Below are 22,530 nucleotides of genomic sequence, written 5' to 3' on the forward strand. Positions count from 1 at the left end.
GTGAAACCACATGTAGTGCAGGCAAAAGTGGCCTACGACGCGACCAAGGGTTAATGTGCGCGGCGTTCACGCTTGATTAGACTGCACCCGAATTTTCTCATGGCGCCCCGGCGACATGATCGCGCCCCGCGGCCAACCGGCCGGCGGGCCAGTTCTGAAGGAGTACGCATGGCTGTCTACAACTACGACGTAGTGGTGCTGGGTTCCGGCCCGGCCGGAGAAGGCGCGGCAATGAACGCCGCCAAAGCAGGGCGCAAGGTGGCCATGGTCGACAGCCGTCGCCAGGTCGGCGGCAACTGCACCCACCTGGGCACCATCCCGTCCAAGGCGCTGCGTCACTCCGTGCGGCAGATCATGCAGTTCAACACCAACCCGATGTTCCGCGCCATCGGCGAACCGCGCTGGTTCTCGTTCCCCGACGTGCTCAAGAGCGCCGAGAAGGTGATCAGCAAGCAGGTCGCCTCGCGTACCGGCTACTACGCCCGTAACCGCGTCGACGTGTTCACCGGCACTGGCAGCTTCGCCGACGAGCAGACCGTCGAAGTGGTCTGCCCCAACGGTGTGGTCGAGAAGCTCAACGCCAAGCAGATCATCATCGCCACCGGCTCGCGCCCGTATCGCCCCGCCGACATCGATTTCCACCACCCGCGCGTCTACGACAGCGACACCATCCTCAGCCTCAGCCACACCCCGCGCAAGCTGATCGTCTATGGCGCCGGGGTGATCGGTTGCGAATACGCCTCGATCTTCAGCGGCCTGGGCGTGCTGGTGGAGCTGGTCGACAACCGTGGCCAGTTGCTGAGCTTCCTCGACTCGGAGATCTCCCAGGCGCTGAGCTACCACTTCAGCAACAACAACATCACCGTACGCCACAACGAGGAGTACGACCGGGTTGAAGGGCTGGACAACGGGGTGATCCTGCACCTGAAATCGGGCAAGAAGATCAAGGCCGACGCCTTGCTGTGGTGCAACGGCCGTACCGGCAACACCGACAAGCTGGGCCTGGAGAACATCGGTATCAAGGTCAACAGCCGTGGCCAGATCGAAGTCGACAAGAGCTACCGCACCAGCGTGCCGAACATCTACGGCGCCGGCGACGTGATCGGCTGGCCGAGCCTGGCCAGTGCCGCCCACGACCAGGGCCGCTCCGCCGCTGGCAGCATCGTCGACAACGGCAGCTGGCGCTTCGTCGATGACGTGCCCACCGGCATCTACACCATTCCGGAGATCAGCTCGATCGGCAAGAACGAGCAGGAGCTGACCCAGGCCAAGGTGCCGTACGAAGTGGGCAAGGCCTTCTTCAAGAGCATGGCCCGCGCGCAGATCGCCGGTGAGCCGCAAGGCATGCTGAAGATCCTGTTCCACCGCGAAACCCTGGAAATCCTCGGCGTGCACTGCTTCGGTTACCAGGCCTCGGAGATCGTCCACATCGGCCAGGCGATCATGAACCAGCCGGGTGAGCAGAACAATCTGAAGTACTTCGTCAACACCACCTTCAACTACCCGACCATGGCCGAAGCCTATCGGGTAGCTGCCTACGACGGTCTGAACCGGCTTTTTTGAGCGGCTCCGGCCGGTGGCCTGAGCCGGTCGGGGAGACCGATTTCAGCCCTACCCGAGGGTGGTCTTGGCCAAACCGGGAAAGTCTGTAATCAGGCTGTCCACGCCAAAATCAGCGAGCCGGCGCATCAGTGCCGGTTCGTTGACCGTCCACACCGACACGTGCAAACCCTGGCGCTGTGCCTTGATCAGGCGCTCGGGGGTGCACAGCGTCCAGTTCAACGCCAGCATCTCGCAACCGTAGTTCTGCGCGACCTTCAGTGGGTCGAGCCAGGCGTATTCGGCCACCAGGCCGCGCTTCACGTCGGGCACCAGTTCCTGGGCGGCGCCCAGCACTTCTCGTGAGCTCGAGGTGATGGTGACCTTGTCCAGCAGGCCGTACTGCTGGGCCAGTTCGCGAATCGCCAGCACGGTGGTGGCGGCGCGGGTGCGCGAGGCGCTTTTCACTTCAAGTTGCCAATGCTCGAACGGGCATTTCTCGAACAGCTCTTCCAGGCGAGGGATAGTGCAAGGCTGCACATGGCCCGGGCCGCCCTGGCGCGCGTCGTAGGTGACCAGGGCGGCAGCCGGGTGCTCGACCACCTTGCCACGCCGGCCAGTGGTGCGCTTGAGGGTAGAGTCGTGGATCACCATCAGTTCGTTGTCGGCCGACAGGTGCAGGTCGAGTTCACAGCGGTTCACGCCGTGGGACAGGCATTGGCGGAAGCTGGTCAGGGTGTTCTCGGGGGCTTCGCCCTTGGCGCCGCGATGGCCATAGATCAGGGTCACGTTCGTTCCTTCAAATCAGAGAAAAAATGGCTCAGGAGGCGGGGTTGTTCTGTTCCAGTGCCTGGCGCCGTTGCTGTTGCTGGCGCTGCAGGATGTAGCGTGCCAGCAGCTGGCGCTGGGCGTCGGTCATGTCGATGAACTCGGTGCCCACCTCGAAGCTGCCATCGGGGCGCGGGTCGCAATGGGTGACGCGGCCACGCAGCAGCAAACCATGGGCTCGGGGCATCAGCACCATCTTCACTTTCACCCGCGTGCCGGCGCTGATCTGTTGCCGCTGGGCGAACTCGATGCCGCCTTCGGAGATGATCACCGGCTGCGGTTGGCCGACTTCGCCGAGCAGGGTTTGCGCGACTACGGCGCTGAGCAGGTCGAGGCGTTTGTTCTGGGCGCGCAGGAAGGCGGCGAGGGTCCGGTCCTTCTCACTCAGCTGGCGCAGCAGGTGTTGCGACTCGAAGTCGGACAAGTGCAGTTCGCTGAGCAGGTTGAACAGCTCGGAATCATCCTGCAACAGTTCTGTCTCAAGGGCTTCGGCCGCGCTTAAGGGGCTGATTTGAAGTGCGATCCGATCTTCGATGCGGTAGTATTCGCGGCGATCTTCTTCGTCTAATGTCGTCATGGCGAACCCAAGGTTACGGCGGTGGTCCGAGTGTAAAGCCGCCGTAGGCGCATCGCCACAAGGACGTTCCCTTTCATCCGAACAAGCCCCGACATGTTCAGACCTCTTTTCGTATTCATTGGTACGCGTTACACCCGTGCCAAACGTCGCAATCACTTTGTCTCGTTCATTTCACTCACTTCGATGATCGGCCTCGCCCTGGGCGTGGTGGTGATGATCGTGGTGTTGTCGGTCATGAACGGCTTCGATCACGAGATGCGTACCCGCGTGTTGGGGATGATCCCCCATGCCACGCTGGAGACCGGCCAGCCGATCGACGACTGGCAGGGCCTTGCCTCCAAAGTAAAGCAGAATCCGCAGGTGTTGGCGGTTGCGCCTTTCACCCAGATGCAGGGCCTGCTGACGCACGAAGGCAAGGTGCAGAAAGTGCTGCTCAATGGCGTGGAGCCGGCGCGCGAGCGTGACGTGTCGATCATCGACAAGTTCGTGCTCGATGGCAGCCTCGACAAGTTGGCGCCGGGCGAGTGGGGCATCATGATCGGCGACAAGGCCGCGCAGAAGCTCGGCGTCGGCATCGGCGACAAGCTGACCTTCGTCGCCCCCGAAGTCAGCGTCACGCCGGCGGGTATGTTCCCGCGCATGAAGCGCTTCACCGTGGTCGGCATCTTCCACGTCGGCGCCGGCGAGATCGACGGTTACCTCGGCCTCACCAACATTACCGACCTGTCGCGCCTGCACCGCTGGAAGCCAGACCAGGTCCAGGGCATCCGCCTCAAGTTCGACGACCTGTTCCAGGCCCCACGTGCCGCCTGGGCCATCGCCCAGCAACTGGGCGAACAGGAGTTCTATCCGCGTGACTGGACCCGCACCCACGGCAACCTCTACCAGGCCATCCGCATGGAAAAATCCATGATTGGCCTGTTGCTGCTGCTGATCGTGGCGGTGGCGGCGTTCAACATCATTTCCACCCTGGTGATGGTGGTCAACGACAAGCGCGGCGACATCGCCATCCTGCGTACTCTGGGCGCAACGCCGGGCCAGATCATGGCCATCTTCATGGTCCAGGGCACGGTGATCGGCGTGGTCGGCACCCTGATCGGCGCGGTCGTCGGCATCCTCGGCGCACTCAACGTCAGTGCGGCGATCGCCGGCGTCGAGACGCTGATCGGGCACAAGTTCCTCAATGCCGATGTGTACTTCATCGATTACCTGCCTTCGCAGCTCCAGGCACAGGATGTGTGGATGGTCTGCGGTGCGGCATTGGTCCTGAGTTTCTTCGCCACCCTGTACCCGGCCTGGCGTGCCTCGCGCACCCAGCCTGCAGAGGCGCTACGTTATGAGTGAGTCGCGCATGAGTGATAAAGCCGTGTTGAGTTGCCGCAACCTGGGCAAGAGCTACGACGAGGGGCCGGAGTCGGTCCAGGTGCTGTCCGGCTTGAACCTTGAGCTGCACCCTGGTGAGCGGGTGGCCATTGTCGGCAGTTCGGGCTCGGGCAAGAGTACCTTGCTCAACCTGCTGGGCGGCCTCGACACGCCAACCCAGGGCAGTGTCTGGCTGGCCGGCGAAGAGCTCTCGGCGCTCGGCGAGCGTGCCCGTGGGCTGCTGCGCAACCGCGCGCTGGGCTTCGTCTACCAGTTCCACCACCTGCTGGCGGAGTTCACCGCGCTGGAGAACGCCTGCATGCCGCTGCTGATCGGCAAGACGCCGATCGCCGAGGCCCGCGAGCGTGCTGAAGCACTGCTCAAGCGCGTCGGCCTGGGCCATCGGCTGAATCACAAGCCGGCCGAGTTGTCCGGCGGTGAGCGCCAGCGCGTGGCGATCGCCCGTGCCCTGGTCAACCGCCCGGGCCTGGTGATGCTCGACGAGCCGACCGGCAACCTCGACCACCACACCGCCCTGGGTATCCAGGAGCTGATGCGTGAGCTGTCCACTCAATCGCAGACCGCGTTCCTGGTAGTGACCCACGACCTCAACCTGGCGCGCCAGATGGACCGCGTGCTGAGCCTGGAAGACGGGCGCCTGGTGGCGATCTGAATCGCCTGCGCGGGGCGCCCTGAGGCGCCCCGGTTCACACTTTCATTGGGTATCCCGGTTCATGTTCAGACCCTTGTCCTTGTTCATCGGTGCTCGCTACACCCGTGCCAAGCGTCGCAACCACTTCATCTCGTTCATCTCCATGACCTCGATGATCGGGCTGTCGCTTGGCGTGCTGGCAATGATCACGGTGTTGTCGGTGATGAACGGCTTCCAGCGCGAGATGAGCTCGCGCGTGCTTGGCCTGGTGCCGCATGCCGCCATCCTTGGCGTGCAGCCGCTGGATGACTGGCGCAAGGTCGCCGGCACCGCCGAAGGCAACCCGGCGGTGATGGCCGCGGCGCCTATCACCGAAATGGAAGGCATGCTGTCGTACCGGGGGGCGATGCAGCCGATCCAGGTCGCCGGTATCGACCCGGCCGAGGAAGCCAAGGTCTCCATCGTTACCCAGCACATCGTCCAGGGCAGCCTGCAGGCGTTGCAGCCGGGTGACTACGGGGTGGTCATCGGCGAGTTGACGGCCCGGCGCTTCCGCCTCAATACCGGTGACAAGCTGACCTTGATCGTCCCCGAAGTCAGCAAGGAACCGGGTGGCATCACCCCACGCATGCAGCGCCTGACCGTGGTCGGCATCTTCAAGGTGGGCGCCGAACTGGATGGTTCCCAGGCCTACATCCACATCGCCGATGCCGGCGAGATGCAGCGCTGGGCCCCGGGCCAGGTGCAGGGCGTGCGCCTCAAGCTGCATGACCTGTATGCCGCGCCGCAGGTGTCCAAGGCCATTGCCGCGGGCCTGGGTGATGGCTACCGCGCCGATGACTGGTCGCACACCCAGGGCAGCCTGTTCAGCGCCATGAAGATGGAAAAGACCATGATCGGCCTGCTGCTGATGATGATCATCGCGGTAGCGGCGTTCAACATCATCGCCACCCTGGTGATGGTGGTGAACGACAAGGGCGCGGACATCGCCATCCTGCGCACCATTGGCGCCACCCCGGCGCAGATCATGGGCACCTTCATGGTCCAGGGCAGCCTGATCGGCATCGTCGGCACCCTGCTCGGTGGTGTGTTCGGGGTGGCCCTGGCGTTGAACGTCAGCGCGGTGGTCGGTTGGCTGGAGCGGGTCAGCGGCCAGCACATCTTCACCTCCGACATCTACTTCATCAGCAGCCTGCCGTCCGAGCTGCAGTGGGGCGACGTGGCGCTGATCTGCACCGCGGGCCTGGTGATGAGCTTCCTGGCGACGATCTACCCGGCGTACCGCGCCTCGCAGATTGAGCCGGCGATGGCGTTGCGCTACGAGTAAGGCTTCAAGTTGTCATCGCGGGGCAAGCCCGCTCCCACAAAAAGCAGGCATGCGCGAGCCCTGTGGGAGCGGGCTTGCCCCGCGATGGGCTGCAAAGCAGCCCCGGTTCACGGCCTGTCAGGTAACTCGATCACAAACCGCGTCCAGCCATCCGCGCACTCTGCCCTGATGCTTCCCCCATGCGCCTGCACGATCGAGCGGGTGATCGCCAAACCCAACCCCGCATGCTCGCTGCTGCCTTCCTGGCGTGCCGGGTCTGCCCGATAGAAACGGTCGAACAACCGCTCCAGCAACGCTGGCGCAATCGCCGGCCCCTGATTGGCCACCACGATGCGCAGCCCGGGCTCCAGCGTCACGCGGATCTCGCCTGCGGCAGGGGTGAAGCGCAGGGCGTTGTCCAGCAGGTTGGACAGGGCGCGGCGCAGCATGTGCCGGTCACCCTCGGTGTGCGCCATACCCTCGCGCAGCAGCCGCACCTCGGCGTCTTCGGCCAGCGGCGCGTAGTACTCCAGCAATGCATCCACCTCCGCCGCCAGGTCCAGTGGCTGGCGGCTGGGCATCAGCAGGCCGTGGTCGGCCTTGGCCAGGTAGAGCATGTCGTTGACCAGCTGGGCCATCCACTGCAGCTCTTCCAGGTTGCCGTGCAACGCTTCGCGGTACTCCTCAAGGCTGCGCGGGCGGGTGAGGGTGACCTGGGTGTGGGTGAGCAGGTTGGACAGCGGCGTACGCAGTTCGTGGGCGATGTCGGCAGAGAACGCCGACAGTCGCTGGAAGGCGTCATCCAGGCGTTGCAGCATGGCGTTGACCGTGGCGCCGAGTTCGGCCAGCTCCTCGGGCAACTGCGCCAGCGGCAGGCGCGTGGTCAGTGAGCGGGCATTGACGCTGGCGGCCACCTTGCCCATCTGCCGCAGCGGCTTGAGCCCGCGGCGCGCGGCCCAGGCGCCGAGCAGCGCGGTGGCCAGCGCGGACAGGCCGACGGTGAGCCAGATCAGGCGCTGCATGCCCTGCAGGAAGTGCTGGTGATGGGTGATGTCGAGGAACAGGGTCAGCTGCGGGGCGCTTGGCTGATGGTCTGCCAGCGCGGTGCTCAGGCTGCGGTAGTCAATGCCGCTGGTATGCAGGGTCGCAAGGCCCGGCTGGCTCGGTTCGTCCGGCAGGCCGGTACGGCTGTCGAACCAGGGTGTGCCGTCGGCGCCCCGCACGCGCAGGGCCAGCTCGGACTGGTGGCTCAGTTCGTCGCGCAACTGGGGCAGGCGTGAGCGCAGCTGCTCAGGTGTGGCCACATCCTCGAGCAGGCTGCGCATCAATGACAGCCGGCCGCTGAGCAACTGCTGGTCGAGTTCGACGAAGTGCTGTTCGCTGGCGCGGCTGAACAAAAGCCCGGCACCCAGTGAGACGCTGGCGGTGCAGGCGGCGAACAGCAGGGCCAGGCGGCCGCCGAGGGACAGGCGGCGCATCAGTCCTGGCGCTCTTCAAGCACATAACCCATGCCGCGCACGGTATGGATCAGCTTGGTGGCGTGGCTGTCGTCGATCTTCAGGCGCAGGCGGCGGATGGCCACTTCGATGACATTGGTGTCGCTGTCGAAATTCATGTCCCACACCTGGGAGGCGATCAGCGACTTGGGCAGCACCTCGCCCTGGCGGCGCAGCAGCAGTTCGAGCAGGGCGAACTCCTTGGCGGTCAGGTCGATGCGCTGGCCCGAGCGTTCGGCGCGGCGGCGGATCAGGTCCAGGCGCAGGTCGGCGAGCATCAGGCAGGTGTCCTGGCTGGCGCTTGCGCCGCGGCGCAGCAGGCTGCGTACGCGGGCCAGCAGTTCGGAGAAGGCGAAGGGCTTGACCAGGTAATCGTCGGCGCCCAGCTCCAGGCCGTGCACGCGGTCTTCGACGGCATCGCGGGCAGTGAGGAACAGCACCGGGGTGGCCAGCCCCGCCTGGCGCACCGCCTGGAGGATCTGCCAGCCATTGCGCCCGGGCAGCATCACGTCGAGGATCAGCAGGTCGTGGTCGCCGGTCAGCGCCAGGTGCTGGCCAGTGTCGCCGTCACCGGCCAGCTCGGTGTTGAAGCCGGCCTCGCTCAGGCCCTGGGCCAGGTATTGGCCAGTCTTGGCCTGGTCTTCGACGATCAGTAGTTTCATGGGCGTCCACAGTTCTGAAGGTTCACTCGGGCCCTGTGGGAGCGGGTTTACCCGCGAATACGTCGGTGCATTCACTGCAGCATTCGCGGGTAAACCCGCTCCCACAAAGACAGTGCTCGAAATCATACGTGACGATCCTCTGCCTCGCCCAAGCTGACAAAGTTGTAATCTTCCCGTCAGCCAGCTGCCAGCCAGCGCTTTCCAGAATGACCTCATTCTCGCTGCAGTTCCCGGAGTTCACATGAAGCACCTGTTCATCACCGCCGCCCTTGCGCTGGTCAGCTTGCCCACCTTCGCTGGCGAAGCCCAGCACTTCGCCTTCGGCGAGCCGGCGCCGGCAGCCAAGGCCACCCGCACCGTCGAGGTCGTGCTCAAGGACATCGCTTTCGAGCCCAAGAGCCTCAGGGTCAAGGCCGGTGAGACGGTACGTTTCGTCCTGGTCAACGAAGGCAAGCTGCCCCACGAGTTCAACCTGGGTGACAAGGCCATGCATGCCGAGCACCAGAAAGAGATGGTGGCGATGCAGGGCAAGATCTTCACCGCCGGCATGAATCACGAGGGCATGGACCATGGCCAGATGAGCCAGGGCGGCCACGCGCACGGCGGCGGCAACACAGTGCTGGTGCAGCCCGGCCAGCGTGCCGAGTTGACCTGGACCTTCCGCACCTCGGCGCCCATCGAGTTCGCCTGCAACGTACCCGGGCATTACCAGGCCGGCATGGTTGGCCCACTGACCATCGAGTAGCTTGCGCTCCAAGGCGGGGTGTAAAACCGGTAGACTAGGGGCATTTTCGAACCCTCAGGTCAGTTTCCATGCATCCCGCCGCCGAACACTCCCCGCTGGGCAAGTCCAGCGAATACATCGCCACCTACACCCCCGCGCTGCTGTTCCCCATTCCGCGCCTGGCCAAGTGGGCCGAGCTGGGCGTCAGCGGCGACGCCCTGCCGTGGCAGGGCGTGGATTTCTGGAACTGCTTCGAGCTGTCCTGGCTGCTGCCGTCGGGCAAGCCGGTGGTGGCCATCGCCGAGTTCGCCATCCCCTGCGACTCGCCGAACATCATCGAATCGAAGTCGTTCAAGCTGTACCTCAACTCGCTGAACCAGACCGTGTTCGCGTCGTTGACCGAGCTGCAGGCCTGCCTTGAGAAAGACCTGTCCGGCGCCGCCGGCAAGCCGGTGCTGGTCAAGGTTCGCACCCTGGCTGAGGTGGAAGCGCAGGGCGTGACCGCCTTGCCGGGCCAGTGCATCGATGCGCTGGATATCACCATCAGCAACTACGAACAGCCACAGCCTGAGTTGCTGCGCTGCTCTGCGGAGCGCGTGGTGGAAGAGACCGTGCACAGCCACCTGCTCAAGTCCAACTGCCCGGTGACCGGCCAGCCGGACTGGGGCAGTGTGGTGGTGGAGTACAAGGGGCGGGCGCTGGATCACGCCAGCCTGCTGACCTACCTGATCAGCTTCCGCCAGCATGCCGACTTCCATGAGCAGTGCGTGGAGCGAATCTACCTGGACCTGAAGAACCTGCTGCAGCCGGAGTACCTGACGGTGTACGCGCGCTATGTACGTCGTGGCGGGCTGGACATCAACCCGTATCGCAGCACCGGGCCGATCAGTCCGGCGAACCTGCGCCTGGTTCGTCAGTAAGGCAGTTGGGGCCGCGTTGCGGCCCATCGCTGGCAAGCCAGCTCCCACACCGACGGCACACTTCAAGCCATGTGCTGCACCTGTGGGAGCCGGCTTGCCGGCGATGGGCTGCAACGCAGCCCCAGCGGTGTTTGAAAGGCTCAGATCCCCATGCTGTGCAACGAATTGACGATGCTGCGCAGGGTGGCGGTGAGGTCCGGGTGGTCGGCCTCGAAGCGTTCGATGGCAAGGTTCACGCCATCCACCAGGTTGTTGTCAGGCGTGGCTTCCTCAAGTTTCAGTTGAGCCTCGATCTGCCGGGCTTCTTCATGCAGGTTGGCCAGCTCTTCATCCGAAAGCGGCACGTTGCGGTCCAGTTGCTCGCGCAGGCTGTTGAGGCGCTCTTGCAGTTCGCGGGCAGGCATTGTTCGTTCTCCATCAATGGCTTGGCAAGGCATGGACCTCGGCGCAATGGTAAAGGTTCGTGCCTGACCTCTAGCGTAATCCACCTGCCGGTGCTTTGCATGACCCGTATCAACGCGGATGTGTCAGGGCTTCTCGCCCTTGTGCCGGCGCAGGGCGATGTCCGACAGGCAGGTGTCGAGGGATTCCAGATGGTCGATGACCGAATGCACGCCCAGGCCGAACAGCTCGAGCGTGGCTTTGCCGCGGGCACGCTCCTGCTCCTGTTGGGTCATGGCCTGCCACTGGCTTGAGGCCTGGTCGCAGGACGGGCTGCAGGCGGCCAGGCCGACGGTCCACAGCCCGGCATTCAGGCCCGACTGCAGCAGCAGCGGCTCGCCACTGATCAGCACGCAGCCTTCCAGTTGCTGGCTTTCGAGGGCCATCAGGGCGTGCCAGCAGGCATCTGGCGCCGGCCATTTGCAGCCGTTGCTGGGCAGGCCCGGCAGCCAGTCAGGGAGTACGCTGGTCAGGCGTTTGCCCGCGCTGGGGCTGACCTCGTCAAGCCAGATGCACGGCACTTGCCGGGCGCGCAGGCTGGCCAGCAAGGCCAGGGCGCCGGGGGCGGGCAGGGGGCTGCCGTTGCTGGCATGGACCAGGCAGCCACGCAGGCCGAACAGCACGGCAGTGAAGGCAGGTGCGTCTTGCATGGCAACTTCCCTGAAATACCCTGCAGGCTATCCAGCGTTTGTTACCGAGCGATGACTGCAACAGTTGTTCACAAAATGTTGAGCTAATTTATGTAAAGCTGTTTATCAGCCAGCGAGCCATTATACTGGCGCCTTGTTCGCAGCGCGCCCAGGGCCGTTGCCGCCCTGAAATCCGATGGAGAAACATCTATGCGTAGGATCGGTGCCGGAGTGATCGAGCGACTCACCCAGGCCTGTGTCTGCGCCAGCCTGTTGCTGGCGCCCGTGGCAGCCACCCAAGCGGCCACCGAGGACGACCCGTGGGAGACGGTCAACCGACCGATCTTCAAGTTCAACGATGTGTTGGATACCTACGCCCTCAAACCCCTGGCCCAGGGTTACCAGGCCGTCACCCCGCAGTTCCTCGAAGATGGCATTCACAAAATCTTCCGCAACCTGGGCGACGTGACCAACCTGGCCAACAACGTGTTGCAGCTCAAGCCGCGTGCGGCGGGCATCGACACGGCACGTTTGATCGTCAACACCACCTTCGGCCTGGGCGGTTTCTTCGATGTCGGCACCAAGATGGGCCTGCAGCGCAGCGACGAAGACTTCGGCCAGACCCTTGGTTACTGGGGCGTGCCCAGCGGCCCCTACGTGGTCATCCCGCTGCTCGGCCCAAGCACCGTGCGTGACGGCCTGGCCAAGTACCCGGACACCTACACCGAACCCTACCGCTATATCGACCACGTGCCGACGCGCAACTCGATCTTCGCCCTGGACGTGATCGATACCCGCGCCAGCCTGTTGCCTGCCGAGAAGCTGATCCAGGGCGACAAGTACATCTTCATCCGCAACGCCTACCTGCAGAACCGTGAGTTCAAGGTCAAGGACGGCGAAGTCGAAGACGACTTCTAAGCCTTGTGGGTGTGAAAAAGGCGACCTTCGGGTTAGTGCCAGTCAGTTAGTTGGGGCTGCTTTGCAGCCCTTCGCGGGTAAACCCGCTCCCACAGGTTTCGCGCCGACTTGAGGCTCTGCGCGATCCTGTGGGAGCGGGTTTACCCGCGAAGGGGCGCGCAGCGACCCCAATTGGCTTAATTGACCGGCATTGGCCTTCGGGTCGCCTTTTTGCGTCTTGCGTTCAGTGCATGGCCAGGATGCGCAGGCCGAACTTCTGTTCGCCTCCTGGCTGGTCGGCGATCCACACCACTTCGGTGCTGGCATGCAGGCCCTTGAGGGCAGGGTGGTCGGAGTCGATGCGCACCTCGATGCGGTCGCCCACCTGGAAGCACTGTGGCGCCTGCACCTGCATTCCGCTGCTGGACAGGTCCAGGCAGACGGCGGCGATTACCTGGCCCTCATGCAGCAGGCTGACCTCGGTGTCGATGCGCATGCGGATGAAATCGCGTTTTTCACTGTGGCTGTCGGGCGTCAGGTGCATGCTCGGTCCTTTCCATCGGTTGCGCCGCTGTGCAGGCTGTAGCGCCGATCATACGTCCGGGCAAATTGCATCGGCAATCGCCAGTTGCAGGGCAGGCCCGCAACGCCTGCGGGGCCTGCGGATATGCATAACAGTGTGCGAAACAGAGCCCTTAATAACCACGAGTGATTAGTGCGCAGCACTCGACCCTTGCATGCTTGAAACGCCCGGCGGATGGGAGTACCGTCTGCGCCTTACAGGGCACCACTGCTATTTGCCGGGCGAGTTTTCTTGTCCTACAACTCAGAGAGTGAGTGATCACACAGTATTCCAGTAGCTTTGCGCCGGCTTGCCGACGCCCGCTACGCCAACCCAAATCGGCGCCGTTCGCCCACATGCAGAAAACCAGTGCAACGCTGCTGATTATCGATGACGACGATGTGGTCCGTGCCAGCCTCGCCGCCTATCTGGAAGACAGTGGCTTCAGCGTCCTCCAGGCCGGGAACGGCCAGCAGGGCCTTCAGGTCTTCGAAGAACACCAGCCCGACCTCGTGATCTGCGATCTGCGCATGCCGCAGATGGGCGGCCTCGAACTGATCCGCCAGGTCAGCGAGCGCGCGCCGCAGTTGCCGGTGATCGTGGTGTCCGGTGCCGGTGTCATGAGCGACGCGGTCGAGGCCTTGCGCCTGGGCGCCGCCGATTACCTGATCAAGCCGCTTGAAGACCTCGCCGTGCTCGAGCACTCGGTGCGCCGCGCGCTCGACCGCTCGCGCCTGGTGCTGGAAAACCAGCGCTACCGCGACAAGCTCGAAGCCGCCAACCGCGAGCTCGAGGCCAGCCTGCACCTGCTGCAGGAAGACCAGACCGCCGGGCGCCAGGTGCAGATGAACATGCTGCCCGAGAACCCTTGGGTTGCTGGCGAGTACACCTTCGAGCACCAGATCATCCCGTCGCTGTACCTGTCGGGTGATTTCGCCGACTACTTCCGCGTGGATGAACGGCGCATTGCGTTCTACCTGGCCGACGTTTCCGGCCATGGCGCGTCGTCGGCGTTCGTCACCGTGCTGCTCAAGTTCATGACCACGCGTCTGCTGTTCGAATTCAAGCGCGGCAGCAAAGTGCGTGAGTTCAAGCCTTCGGAAGTGCTCAGCCACATCAACCGCGGGCTGATCAACTGCAAGTTGGGCAAGCATGTGACCATGGTCGGTGGCGTCATCGACGAGGAAACCGGCCTGCTTACCTACAGTGTCGGCGGCCATTTGCCGTTGCCGGTGCTGTACACCCCGGGTGAAGTCCGCTACCTGGAAGGCCGCGGCCTGCCGGTGGGGCTGTTCGAAGAGGCCAGCTACCAGGACCTGGTGCTGGAGCTGCCACCGCAGTTCAGCCTCACGCTCATGTCCGATGGCATTCTGGACCTTTTGCCAGGGGGCACACTCAAAGATAAGGAAGCGACCTTGCCGGAAATCGTCAAGGAAGCGGGGGGTAGCCTGGAGGGGCTGCGCCAACGATTCGAATTGGCTACGCTTGGGGAGATGCCGGATGATATCGCCCTATTGGTGTTGAGCAGGAACCTTGAATGAGTACCGGTAGAATCCAGTTCGCCGAACAGAGCGGCACCTTCGTTCTGAAATTTGTCGGTGAAGTGCGCCTGACCCTGTGTTCGGCGCTGGATGCGACGATCGAGAAGATTTTCACTGCGCTGAATTTCTCGGCCATCGTCATCGACCTGACCGAAACCGAAAGCATCGACAGCACCACGCTGGGCCTGTTGGCCAAGCTGTCGATCCTGTCGCGGCAGAAGATCGGCTTGCTGCCGACCGTGGTCACCACCAACCCGGACATCTCGCGCCTGTTGCAGTCCATGGGCTTCGACCAGGTGTTCAACATCGTCGACCGCCCGGTGCCGTGCCCCGAGTGCCTGACCGACCTGCCATCGCAGGACCAGAGCGAAGATGTGGTGCGTTCCAAGGTGCTGGAGGCGCACAAGATCCTCATGGGGCTGAACGACTCCAACCGCGAGGCGTTCCACGACCTGGTGAGCGCGCTGGAGCGTTCCTGATCCAGCGCCTGCACAAACCTCTTCGCGGCTAAAGCCGCTCCCACAGGTTTTGTGCTTCCCCTGTGGGAGCGGGTTCACCCGCGAAAGGGCCAGTTAAGCCGGCTTCATTCCCTGCGCACAAACTCCGTCGCCGCCGCCCCATTGGCATTGAGCTGATACACCCGCTCTGGCCGCCCCTGCTCATCGAAGAACACCTGTCCCAGCCCCGCGCTGTTCCACAGCCGCTCACCGGCCTTGCTGTGGCTGGGCACTCGCGGCACCACCTCCATCTCCCGGCGCTTGGTGAACCAGTTGAGTGGCGAGCGCGGTGAATACAGCCAGCGGTTGAGCCGGTCGAGCACATCCAGCAGGCGCCGGGGGAATTCGTTCTTGATGCCACTGCTGGTGACCTGCCACAGGTGTGGGCTGCGCTGACGGTGGCGGATCAGCACTTCGTAGACGAACGAGTAATGCACGTCGCCCGACAGCACCACGTAATGCCCAGGCGTGCGCGAGTGGCGGAAGATGTTGAGGATCACCTGTGCCGCGCCGCGGTGGGCCATCCAGTTCTCGGCATCCACCAGCAGCGGATAGCCCAGCGCACTGAATACCCGCTGCACGGCTTCGATCAGCTTGACCCCGAAAATCGGCGCCGGCGAGACGATCACCGCCGAAGGGTGGTCGATCAGCGCCTGCTGCAGTTCGCACAGCGCTTCCCAGTCGAGCAGGCCGGACGGTTTGCCCAGGTTGCTTTCGCTGCGCCAGCGGCGGGTACGGGTGTCCAGCACCAGCAGCGGCGGGTTGCTGGGCAGCTCATACTGCCAACCCTGGAAGCGCAGCAGTTCGCCGATCAGTTCATCCTGGGTGGTGCGCTGCTGAGCAAAGCGCTGGCACTGCTCGATCAGCGGCGCGCAGGTATCCGGGTCGTTGCCCCAGCCCTGGCACAGCAGGTAGCCGAGCAGCGCATTGCCGATGATGCGCCGCGAGAACGGGTGGCCATAGGCGGTCTGTTCCCACTGCGCCGAGAGGTTCCAGTCATCGGTGATGTCGTGGGCGTCATAATCTGATATTTTTGAGAGATGGACATGCTTCCAGCCCCTTTCTTAAGGCATTGCGGTGAGGACGCTGTCTGTCCATATGGACATTAGAATCCATGGACAAAACAAAGTTCTCTGTCCATACGGGCCATTGCATGGATGATTTCCTCCCGATGCAGCGATCGTAATATTCAAGCTATGTAGCCGTGCCGCCAAACTTCCTCAAAAATTCGATTTCTTGACGCAACTGATGGTTTTGATGTGTCAGGGAGATTATTTTGCCTAATGCTAACTCGTAGTCTTTCTTTAGGCATAGCAAGTCTTCTTGCAAAGAGATTCTAGCAAGTTTTTGTTTGTCGCTTTCTTCAGGGGGGCGCCGGTTATTTTGAGTTTTGGATTTGATGAGCGAAGCTGCTTCGATGGCTTCGATAAGTGCTTTGTGTTCTTGACGGCTTTTTTTTATAGATCCTCTTTTTCTGCCGGCCTCTAAAGAAACACTGTCGTTATTGATTGGGGCGCCTTTGGGTAGAATCTGAGTTTTTCCATCTATAAGACGCCTTAGCGCGAAGTAGTAATCATCGATCGCTCTCATGTGCTGCGCTCGTTAGTTAAAGAGATTGTATTTGTCTAGAAATTCATTGATATGATTTATTTCAGATTGGAGCTGTTTGTATTCAGGGCTTTTCGGGTTGAATTGAGATTGGCCGTGCCTTAGACTATCAATGCCACGGCGTAGCTTCAAAATACTTTGTTGGTCAAGTATGGAGTGGCTGCAGTTGATGCAAACAGTTAAGACGTTTGTGAATGATATTTTTTCACAAAGCTCTGTGTTGGTGCAGAACCCTATCGGGCTAGCCTTCAAGGCCATTTCACCTTTAATAAATTTCCTTTCGGTTATTTTTCGATCAGTGGTGATAATTAGCGGTCTGCCCTTGTCAGTTGCTGTCTGTATTCGCGTTCCTTCACCACCCCAAAGACGGCCTGTTGAATTGATTATGAGATTTTCATAGTTAATGAATTGTGCCTTTCTTTGCTCGAATTCAAATTCTCTAAGTAGTTGCTGGCTGTCTTCAGTGTTTATAAAATTTTCCGCAAATGGACTTCCCCGGCGATAGTAGGAGGTCATTGTTTCTGTGAATTGCTTAAGTTGAAGAGCGAGAGAGCCAACAGATACAATCTTGGATCTTGAGCAGTAGACTGCTAGTGAGCGACGGCATTGATGAGTGGTAAGAGGCCAGGGTTTACCTATTTCAAGTGCTGGATCTTTCCGCCAGTCGCTGAAACCATCGAACATTTCAAGCTCTCGGATATCAGTCTCTTGTATTGCTAATTCGGATAGTCGTGCTAGTACTCGCACAAGTGCTCTGCTGTGACAATGCTCTGACACTACTGGTGCTCCTTCAAAAGCTTTATTGTCATAGAGTGCGGTTTTTAGCCCGGGAAAAAGTGGGTAAGAACTTTCGTGTGCGTTATCAAAATTTAAATTCTGTGCTGAAATATTGCCGATTGTCTTGGCCGCATCGACCCCCTTTTCAACGATTTTTGATGTGATCCAGAATGTTTTTGAGTGGTTTTGAGCGCCAATTTTTGATGTGTAACCCTCGAGTATGTTAAGCGTAAAGTTAGTCTTTTCGATTATTTTGAGTGAATCGGAGGGTAAGTGTCGAGCTTCATTGCTGCGCATGCCACTAAATATATGTATCCAGTACTTCGCTATGCACTGTACATCGCCGAGGTAACTATTTAACTCTTTCCAGTTGAAGATTTTTTTGTTCGAGAACAATGAAGAAAGATTGAATGTATCAATGGCTTTTTTCCATGATGTACTGACTTTGTTTTTATTGGCTCGCTTGGCTGGAAGTCCAAATAGCGGGTCTATATTTTTTGCTTTGTAGAAAGCCTTTAGATGCGAGGCATGCTGATTAAAGTCATCAAGCTCCGTGCTGAAATTTACGATTAGGGCAGCATACAGTCGAGAAGGAATTAATTTTGTTTGTTGTGGGTCGTTACGTTGCTGCTTGGGATATTTGTCGTATATTTTCTGCATTTGCTCAATTGGCGTATAGGACTGAGGTGAAAAAATAAAATCTGGGTGTTTTCTACCTAAGTGGTAAAGCTCTTTTAGAAGGTTTAACATGGCGCGCATCGGCGCACAAGATAGTCCTGAGTAGCTTGGAATTAAATATAGTTTAATATTGTGTTCTTGAAATAGTTCGTGAAGTGTTAGGCCATTATTCATGGCGAGTGTTGAAATTTTGTTCAGCTCGATTAGGGAGATTGATCCGGGTTTTCTTATTTTGTCATGAAGCTGCAGTCTTGCAAGTTGGATTATTTTTAGTTCGTTTATTATTGTCGCTGTGAGCGGGTGTTCAGGGTTGTTAACCCAGCTTTTGAAGTTGTATACGCATCGACCTTTGGCGTCATACATCTTTAAAATCCATACGTCATCCTTGTAGGTCGATACGGCGCTTCCATCAAGTGCTCGTGAAATAACTAAATCGTCATTGCTTTTGTATAGGTCCGAGGCGTTATGCAGCCTATCTGGTAGTTGGTGCTCTTGAAAGCTATCTAGTTGGAGGCAAAAATTAATGCTCATTTTAATATCCCCGCCGCGACCATCGTGTCGAAATGAATTGCCCAGAATGGGTCAAGCCCACCACAGTCAATCTCTTCACGGATTCTTCCGATTGTTTTGCTGTCTATTCCATTGGTTTTGATTATCGCGGAAATGATATCTTCAACTCTGTCTATAATGATGCTGTGCTTACTTTTGTTTTCGGTTGGCGCTAGATGGCGGGGCATTGAGTCAGCAACGTACCGAAGAGATAACAGGCGCCGTACATCTTGTGCATCGGCATGTACTGCGTAGTGCTCGCAAAAAAGGCAAGTTTCGGGCATGTCGCAAGCCGGAGTAGGGGCGAACTTAGTAAAGCCGGATGCATATGTTGCTGTGTCGCTATCTTCTTTGCTGCAGGTCCCTAAGGCTGTTTGAGGCAGAAATTCTTCGGGGTTAATAACTCGTACAGAAGTAACTTCTTGATTTCGTGAGCGGGCAATGGCTGCTTGATAAACTGAGTCTAGAAAATTTGTCATCTCTGTCGCGTAGTCTTCAATTGTAGGTCGGCTATAATTCTTCCGTACTACTTCTTCAGTGTTTCCCAGTTTTTCGGCGGTGAGTAAAGTGTCGCCGCTGCTCAGTTTTGCGTAATGGTAGCTTAAATTTTTTCTCCACTGTGTTGGCGAGATCCATTTTGTATTTGGGAGAATTTTAAGTAAATGTTCCTTAAATTTGTTTATGGCGTCAGAATTGAAAGATAACCCATCTTTTCCAGGTAGAAACGGAAATAATAAGTCGGTGTGGTAGCCGTTGAGTAGCCATTCTCTAATCTCAAGATACTTTTTAAATACAGGTGTGAAGCGCGAGCCGAACTCAGGCGTAACCACTTTTCCCATGGCTCGGGACTTAGTTCCAGAAAGCCGCATCCCTTTTGTGCTCGGTACAAAATCAATTGAGTCAATTACTAGGGAGAGGGCTACACTTCGATTGCAGCCCGTCGCTGCTATAAATGCGAGTAGGGCTGCGCTGGTGGCGTGCTTTCCGACACGTTGCCTGAACGAGCAGAAGAGGTCCTTGTTGTTTCTCTCATATCTTGCTCTTTGACTATAATAGCTACTGGCTTCATTGACCGTCGCAGCCGCAGTCCATGTAAGCGAGAAGTGACGAACTACGTTCGGCCAGGTGGGAAAGCTTGGAGATTTTTTGAGTAAGGCGGGCATGGAAAATTTGCCCTCAGGTACTTCGGGCGGTATTACCATTGTGTAGAGGTAGTAGGTGGGGTCGTTGGGGGATACGACGCGAAGGGGGAGGCTCCCACCTTCGACCAACAGGCGATGGCTGTCTTCAATATAATTTACAAGCACCGCAAATGTTCTCGACTGCTCATCGGCTGACGGCGTGCTTAAACGGACATGTCTCTTCCTGTCGTTTTCCCGAATGCAAGTGCAAATGCTCGCCAATTCAGAGGGGTAGATTTCGGTTGAGATTGAAATAAATGCTCTGGCATGGCTTTGCAGAGCAGCAGCTGTTCCCATGTTTATTTGTTTGCTATTGGTTTCGGAGCTCTGCATTCGATGTATTAAATATGTCGTATAAGTGATATACGCTCCTTTCATTTCTGAAGGGCTACCAAGATTAACTTTCTGTTCTTGGTTGTCGAGCCATCGCATAAAATTCTTAATGCCATTAAAAAAATTTGCTATGTAAACGCTGCTTTTTTCTACTAGCTGTTCTATTACGTTTTTTATTATTGGTATCCGGTTCTCATCTAAGGAAGTAGGGTCCACTTTGAAACCTTTATGTTGAATCTGATTTGTCGCTCTCCTTGTATAGCACATCGCCCCGATATCTAAATGGTTGTAGCTACTATAGCTGTGCGTTTTTATTCTTAGCACCGTCAGGTTGGGGTGAATAGGTGAGGCGCAATCATTGGGAGTGTCGATAATTACTATGGGTCGATGAATATAATTGGTGTGCATACATCAGACTCCTTTTTTTGAGGATGTATTTATGTGCTTAAATAGTGACTCCTCAAATTCGTGCTGTATGCGATTTTTCCAGTTGAGTCTTGATTTGTAGTTTAGGTACTGTATGGTTGTTGTTTTATTTGTGTGTCCCATGCGCTGCTGGACATAGTCAATGCACTCTGTCGCTAGATGTTCGCCAAGTAATTTAATTTGGCTTTCAAGTAGGTTCATGCCGAAAGTCGCTCGCAAGTCATGAAACGTGAAGCTTTGGAAGTTTGAGTGCGTTGAACGGATTTTAGGCAGTATAATTTGTTTTATGTGTGTCCTTAATGCTGCGCCATCTTGAAGTTTGACTGACTTAGGCGTTTTTTGAGGTTTATGGTTACTCCGGTCCAAAATCTCCTTTTTGCTCGTGTAATAGGGTAGGCCGTTTTTGCTAAGGAAAAGATAGTTTTCATGCGTATCTCCATAGAAGGATCGACCGCGTCGTTTTTGTGCTTCTTGGCATCTGCTGTAGATCCGCATGTCCTCAACAAGCCAGCCTGGGATTATTAGAGTTATTTGCTTATTGTGCTTTGTATCAACAAGTGTCCCAAACCCCACCGGAAGCCTGAGATCTCCATGGCTGTCAACTGTTCCATCAAGGTGCTTGAGTCGAATCGTGCAGACGGTCTGTAGTCTCGCTCCGGTGAACAGAGCAAGGTAAAACATGAATCGCCCCTGGTTTCCTAGACACTCTCCAAGCTCAGGAAATAGCGTTTCTCATACTCTACTGGAGACAGCTGCATAGCACTGCTGTGTCGACGCTTGGGGTTATAGAACATCTCGATGTAATCGAAAATATCACTTCGGGCTTCGTCACGCGTTGCGTAGATCTTTCGTCGGATTCGCTCCCGCTTCAAAAGCTGGAAAAAGCTCTCGGCTACGGCATTGTCGTGGCAGTTTCCCCGTCGGCTCATGCTGCTGATCACATTGTTGGCCTTCAGGAAGCTTTGCCAATCTGAGCTACTGAACTGACTGCCTTGGTCTGAGTGAATCATCACTTGCTGCTGTGGCTTGCGTCGCCACACGGCCATCAGCATGGCGTCGATGGCTAGGTCGCTGCTCATCCTGGGCTTCATTGACCAACCAATGACTTGGCGAGAGAACAGATCCAGCACTACCGCCAGGTACAGCCACCCTTCATAGGTGCGGATGTAGGTGATATCGGTCACCCAGACCTTATTCGGCTCACAGACCTTGAACTGCCGGGCCAGATGGTTGGGCGATGCCACTGTTGGTTTTCCGCCATAAAACCCAGGACGACGGCGATAGCCCGTTTGCGAACGCAGCCCCTCTGCCTGCATCAAGCGACCGACTCGATTTCGCCCACAGATCTCTCCTAGCTCTCGCAGGTCATCGTGAATCTTGCGATAGCCATACACGCCGCCGCTTTCTAACCAGGCCCGCTTGATCAAGCCAAGCAGGCGCTGATCTTCTTTGGCTCGGGCAGATTGAGGCTCGGCCAACCAAGCGTAGTAGCCGCTGGGATGCACCTTGAGGGTTTGGCAAAGGCGACGCACTGGGTAATCCGTCGAGTGCTTGTTGATGAAGGCGTACTTCAGCCGCACTCCTTGGCAAAGTACGCGGCGGCCTTCTTTAAGATGTCTCGCTCTTCTGTCACCCGCTTGAGTTCAGCGCGTAGCTTGCGCAGTTCAGCCTGCTGATCATTGTCTTGCTGACGCTGCTCTTGGGGCTTGCTGTAGACCTTGATCCAAGCGTAAAGGCTGTGCACGGACATGCCCAGGCGCTGGGCGACCTCGGCGACAGGTTTGCCTTTTTCGGTCACTTGCTTGACCGCTTCGATCTTGAATTCTTCGGGGTAACGCTGACGACTCATGGCACCTCCTATTTGGGCCTCATTATGAGGCTTGGAGGTGTCTACGAAACCAGGGGCGATTCAATGGATACGGCCCGAAAGATGTCGAGCATTATTTGAAAGCCTGTGCCAGCGTTACAGTCATTGACACATTGCTCTGGGGCAAAGGGACCAAGTCTCTTGAGCAAGAACCTGCCAGCGATGCAATGAGTCGCTAGCCTGGAGAAGACTAAATAGGTGTGCTTGCGGGCGCTTCTGATTCAGTCTGGCCTGGCCCGCAGGCCAGACCAGCATCACCATCAACCGTTCTGAATGGCTCGGACTTTTTCAGTGGTGATAGGCTCGCCACCGATGCCCCAGTCGCCGCTCTTCACTTCTTCGAAAATTACCCAAGTCACAGCACGCATTTTCTCTCCCTCGACGGAGACCATGGCGTCAGTAATCTTGCTGATGATCTCGGCTTTTTGCTCCGAAGAGAAAACACCTTCAATGCCTTTTACAGTAACCAGTGGCATGT

At 58.4% G+C, this 22,530-nt stretch carries 22 protein-coding genes and 1 pseudogene; 9 read left to right on the top strand and 14 right to left on the bottom strand.

All coding sequences use genetic code 11. From position 1 onward, the window contains the following. Positions 1–168: 168 nt before the first annotated feature. Positions 169–1,563: a Si-specific NAD(P)(+) transhydrogenase gene (gene sthA / locus LOY51_RS09090; RefSeq protein WP_110993534.1), complete on the top strand. Its 1,395-nt coding sequence runs from the start codon at positions 169–171 to the stop codon at positions 1,561–1,563. Positions 1,564–1,611: 48 nt separating this feature from the next. Here the strand turns inward: sthA and LOY51_RS09095 are convergent, their stop codons facing one another. Both LOY51_RS09095 and LOY51_RS09100 read right to left on the bottom strand, forming a co-directional pair. Then, positions 1,612–2,328 carry a glycerophosphodiester phosphodiesterase gene (locus tag LOY51_RS09095; RefSeq protein ID WP_125463379.1) on the bottom strand — a complete coding sequence of 239 codons (717 nt, stop codon included), beginning with the start codon at positions 2,326–2,328 and terminating at the stop codon, positions 1,612–1,614. A 31-nt stretch (positions 2,329–2,359) separates the two neighbouring features. Continuing rightward, positions 2,360–2,944, bottom strand: a complete 585-nt coding sequence (locus LOY51_RS09100) for a PilZ domain-containing protein (protein WP_125858002.1) — start codon at positions 2,942–2,944, stop codon at positions 2,360–2,362. 93 nt (positions 2,945–3,037) lie between these two features. Here LOY51_RS09100 and LOY51_RS09105 point away from each other — a divergent pair, with 93 nt between their 5' ends. From LOY51_RS09105 to LOY51_RS09115, 3 genes are all read left to right on the top strand, one after another. Continuing rightward, entirely contained in the window at positions 3,038–4,288 is a 1,251-nt protein-coding gene (locus tag LOY51_RS09105; protein ID WP_125463381.1) for a lipoprotein-releasing ABC transporter permease subunit, read from the top strand. Positions 4,289–4,295: 7 nt separating this feature from the next. Beyond that, positions 4,296–4,979, top strand: a complete 684-nt coding sequence (gene lolD / locus LOY51_RS09110; RefSeq protein ID WP_178125737.1) for a lipoprotein-releasing ABC transporter ATP-binding protein LolD — start codon at positions 4,296–4,298, stop codon at positions 4,977–4,979. 61 nt (positions 4,980–5,040) lie between these two features. Beyond that, entirely contained in the window at positions 5,041–6,285 is a 1,245-nt protein-coding gene (locus LOY51_RS09115; RefSeq protein WP_258645800.1) for a lipoprotein-releasing ABC transporter permease subunit, read from the top strand. A gap of 107 nt (positions 6,286–6,392) precedes the next feature. Here LOY51_RS09115 and LOY51_RS09120 read toward each other — a convergent pair whose 3' ends face one another. Then, on the bottom strand, positions 6,393–7,745 hold the full coding sequence (locus LOY51_RS09120; protein ID WP_258646614.1) for a heavy metal sensor histidine kinase: 1,353 nt from the start codon (positions 7,743–7,745) through the stop codon (positions 6,393–6,395). After that, positions 7,742–8,422 carry a heavy metal response regulator transcription factor gene (locus tag LOY51_RS09125; protein WP_125463384.1) on the bottom strand — a complete coding sequence of 227 codons (681 nt, stop codon included), beginning with the start codon at positions 8,420–8,422 and terminating at the stop codon, positions 7,742–7,744. Before LOY51_RS09125 ends, LOY51_RS09120 begins: the two co-directional genes overlap by 4 nt. Positions 8,423–8,663: 241 nt before the next feature. On the opposite strand from LOY51_RS09125, the gene LOY51_RS09130 reads away from it, so the two are divergent. Both LOY51_RS09130 and queF read left to right on the top strand, forming a co-directional pair. Then, entirely contained in the window at positions 8,664–9,167 is a 504-nt protein-coding gene (locus LOY51_RS09130) for a cupredoxin domain-containing protein (RefSeq protein ID WP_258645801.1), read from the top strand. 68 nt (positions 9,168–9,235) lie between these two features. Beyond that, positions 9,236–10,066 (top strand): NADPH-dependent 7-cyano-7-deazaguanine reductase QueF, encoded by an 831-nt coding sequence (gene queF / locus LOY51_RS09135; protein ID WP_125858006.1) that lies wholly within the window; start codon positions 9,236–9,238, stop codon positions 10,064–10,066. Between the two features lie 140 nt (positions 10,067–10,206). Here the strand turns inward: queF and LOY51_RS09140 are convergent, their stop codons facing one another. Continuing rightward, entirely contained in the window at positions 10,207–10,470 is a 264-nt protein-coding gene (locus LOY51_RS09140) for a DUF4404 family protein (protein ID WP_110993524.1), read from the bottom strand. A 123-nt stretch (positions 10,471–10,593) separates the two neighbouring features. After that, positions 10,594–11,157, bottom strand: a complete 564-nt coding sequence (pcrP, locus tag LOY51_RS09145; protein ID WP_125858007.1) for an HAD superfamily inactivated hydrolase PcrP — start codon at positions 11,155–11,157, stop codon at positions 10,594–10,596. A gap of 189 nt (positions 11,158–11,346) precedes the next feature. Between pcrP and LOY51_RS09150 the strand changes: the two genes are divergently transcribed. Beyond that, positions 11,347–12,054, top strand: coding sequence for an MlaA family lipoprotein (locus LOY51_RS09150; protein WP_258645804.1), 708 nt, complete (start codon positions 11,347–11,349; stop codon positions 12,052–12,054). 223 nt (positions 12,055–12,277) lie between these two features. Here the strand turns inward: LOY51_RS09150 and LOY51_RS09155 are convergent, their stop codons facing one another. Continuing rightward, the gene (locus LOY51_RS09155) at positions 12,278–12,577 is read right to left on the bottom strand and encodes a PilZ domain-containing protein (protein WP_258645806.1); all 300 of its coding nucleotides are present in this window, start codon (positions 12,575–12,577) and stop codon (positions 12,278–12,280) included. A gap of 374 nt (positions 12,578–12,951) precedes the next feature. On the opposite strand from LOY51_RS09155, the gene rssB reads away from it, so the two are divergent. Next, positions 12,952–14,136 carry a two-component system response regulator RssB gene (gene rssB, locus LOY51_RS09160; protein ID WP_125463389.1) on the top strand — a complete coding sequence of 395 codons (1,185 nt, stop codon included), beginning with the start codon at positions 12,952–12,954 and terminating at the stop codon, positions 14,134–14,136. Then, positions 14,133–14,615 (top strand): anti-sigma factor antagonist RssC, encoded by a 483-nt coding sequence (gene rssC, locus LOY51_RS09165; protein WP_110993518.1) that lies wholly within the window; start codon positions 14,133–14,135, stop codon positions 14,613–14,615. The genes rssB and rssC overlap by 4 nt, the downstream gene beginning before the upstream one ends. A 104-nt stretch (positions 14,616–14,719) precedes the next feature. On the opposite strand, the pseudogene LOY51_RS09170 reads toward rssC, so the two are convergent. The 7 genes and pseudogenes from LOY51_RS09170 to LOY51_RS09200 all read right to left on the bottom strand — a co-directional run. Further along, a pseudogene (locus LOY51_RS09170) lies at positions 14,720–15,652 on the bottom strand (metallophosphoesterase family protein); the annotation flags it as partial. A gap of 175 nt (positions 15,653–15,827) precedes the next feature. Continuing rightward, a complete protein-coding gene (locus LOY51_RS09175; RefSeq protein ID WP_258645808.1) occupies positions 15,828–16,223 on the bottom strand; it encodes a hypothetical protein in 396 nt (131 codons plus the stop codon). 12 nt (positions 16,224–16,235) lie between these two features. Next, positions 16,236–18,227 (bottom strand): hypothetical protein, encoded by a 1,992-nt coding sequence (locus LOY51_RS09180; RefSeq protein ID WP_258645811.1) that lies wholly within the window; start codon positions 18,225–18,227, stop codon positions 16,236–16,238. Continuing rightward, the gene (locus LOY51_RS09185) at positions 18,224–20,167 is read right to left on the bottom strand and encodes a hypothetical protein (protein WP_258645814.1); all 1,944 of its coding nucleotides are present in this window, start codon (positions 20,165–20,167) and stop codon (positions 18,224–18,226) included. The genes LOY51_RS09180 and LOY51_RS09185 overlap by 4 nt, the downstream gene beginning before the upstream one ends. 3 nt (positions 20,168–20,170) lie before the next feature. Next, on the bottom strand, positions 20,171–20,866 hold the full coding sequence (locus LOY51_RS09190; protein WP_258645817.1) for a tyrosine-type recombinase/integrase: 696 nt from the start codon (positions 20,864–20,866) through the stop codon (positions 20,171–20,173). Between the two features lie 17 nt (positions 20,867–20,883). Continuing rightward, positions 20,884–22,034, bottom strand: a protein-coding gene (locus LOY51_RS09195) for an IS3 family transposase (RefSeq protein WP_258645820.1) whose coding sequence is annotated in 2 segments (ribosomal slippage) — positions 20,884–21,800 and positions 21,800–22,034 — 1,152 coding nt in all. Because the reading frame shifts where the segments join, the coding sequence is not laid out codon by codon here. Positions 22,035–22,312: 278 nt separating this feature from the next. Beyond that, positions 22,313–22,528 carry a tautomerase family protein gene (locus LOY51_RS09200; RefSeq protein ID WP_047595890.1) on the bottom strand — a complete coding sequence of 72 codons (216 nt, stop codon included), beginning with the start codon at positions 22,526–22,528 and terminating at the stop codon, positions 22,313–22,315. Positions 22,529–22,530: the final 2 nt, after the last annotated feature.

This window comes from Pseudomonas sichuanensis (assembly GCF_024749065.1).
Lineage (GTDB): Bacteria > Pseudomonadota > Gammaproteobacteria > Pseudomonadales > Pseudomonadaceae > Aquipseudomonas > Aquipseudomonas sichuanensis.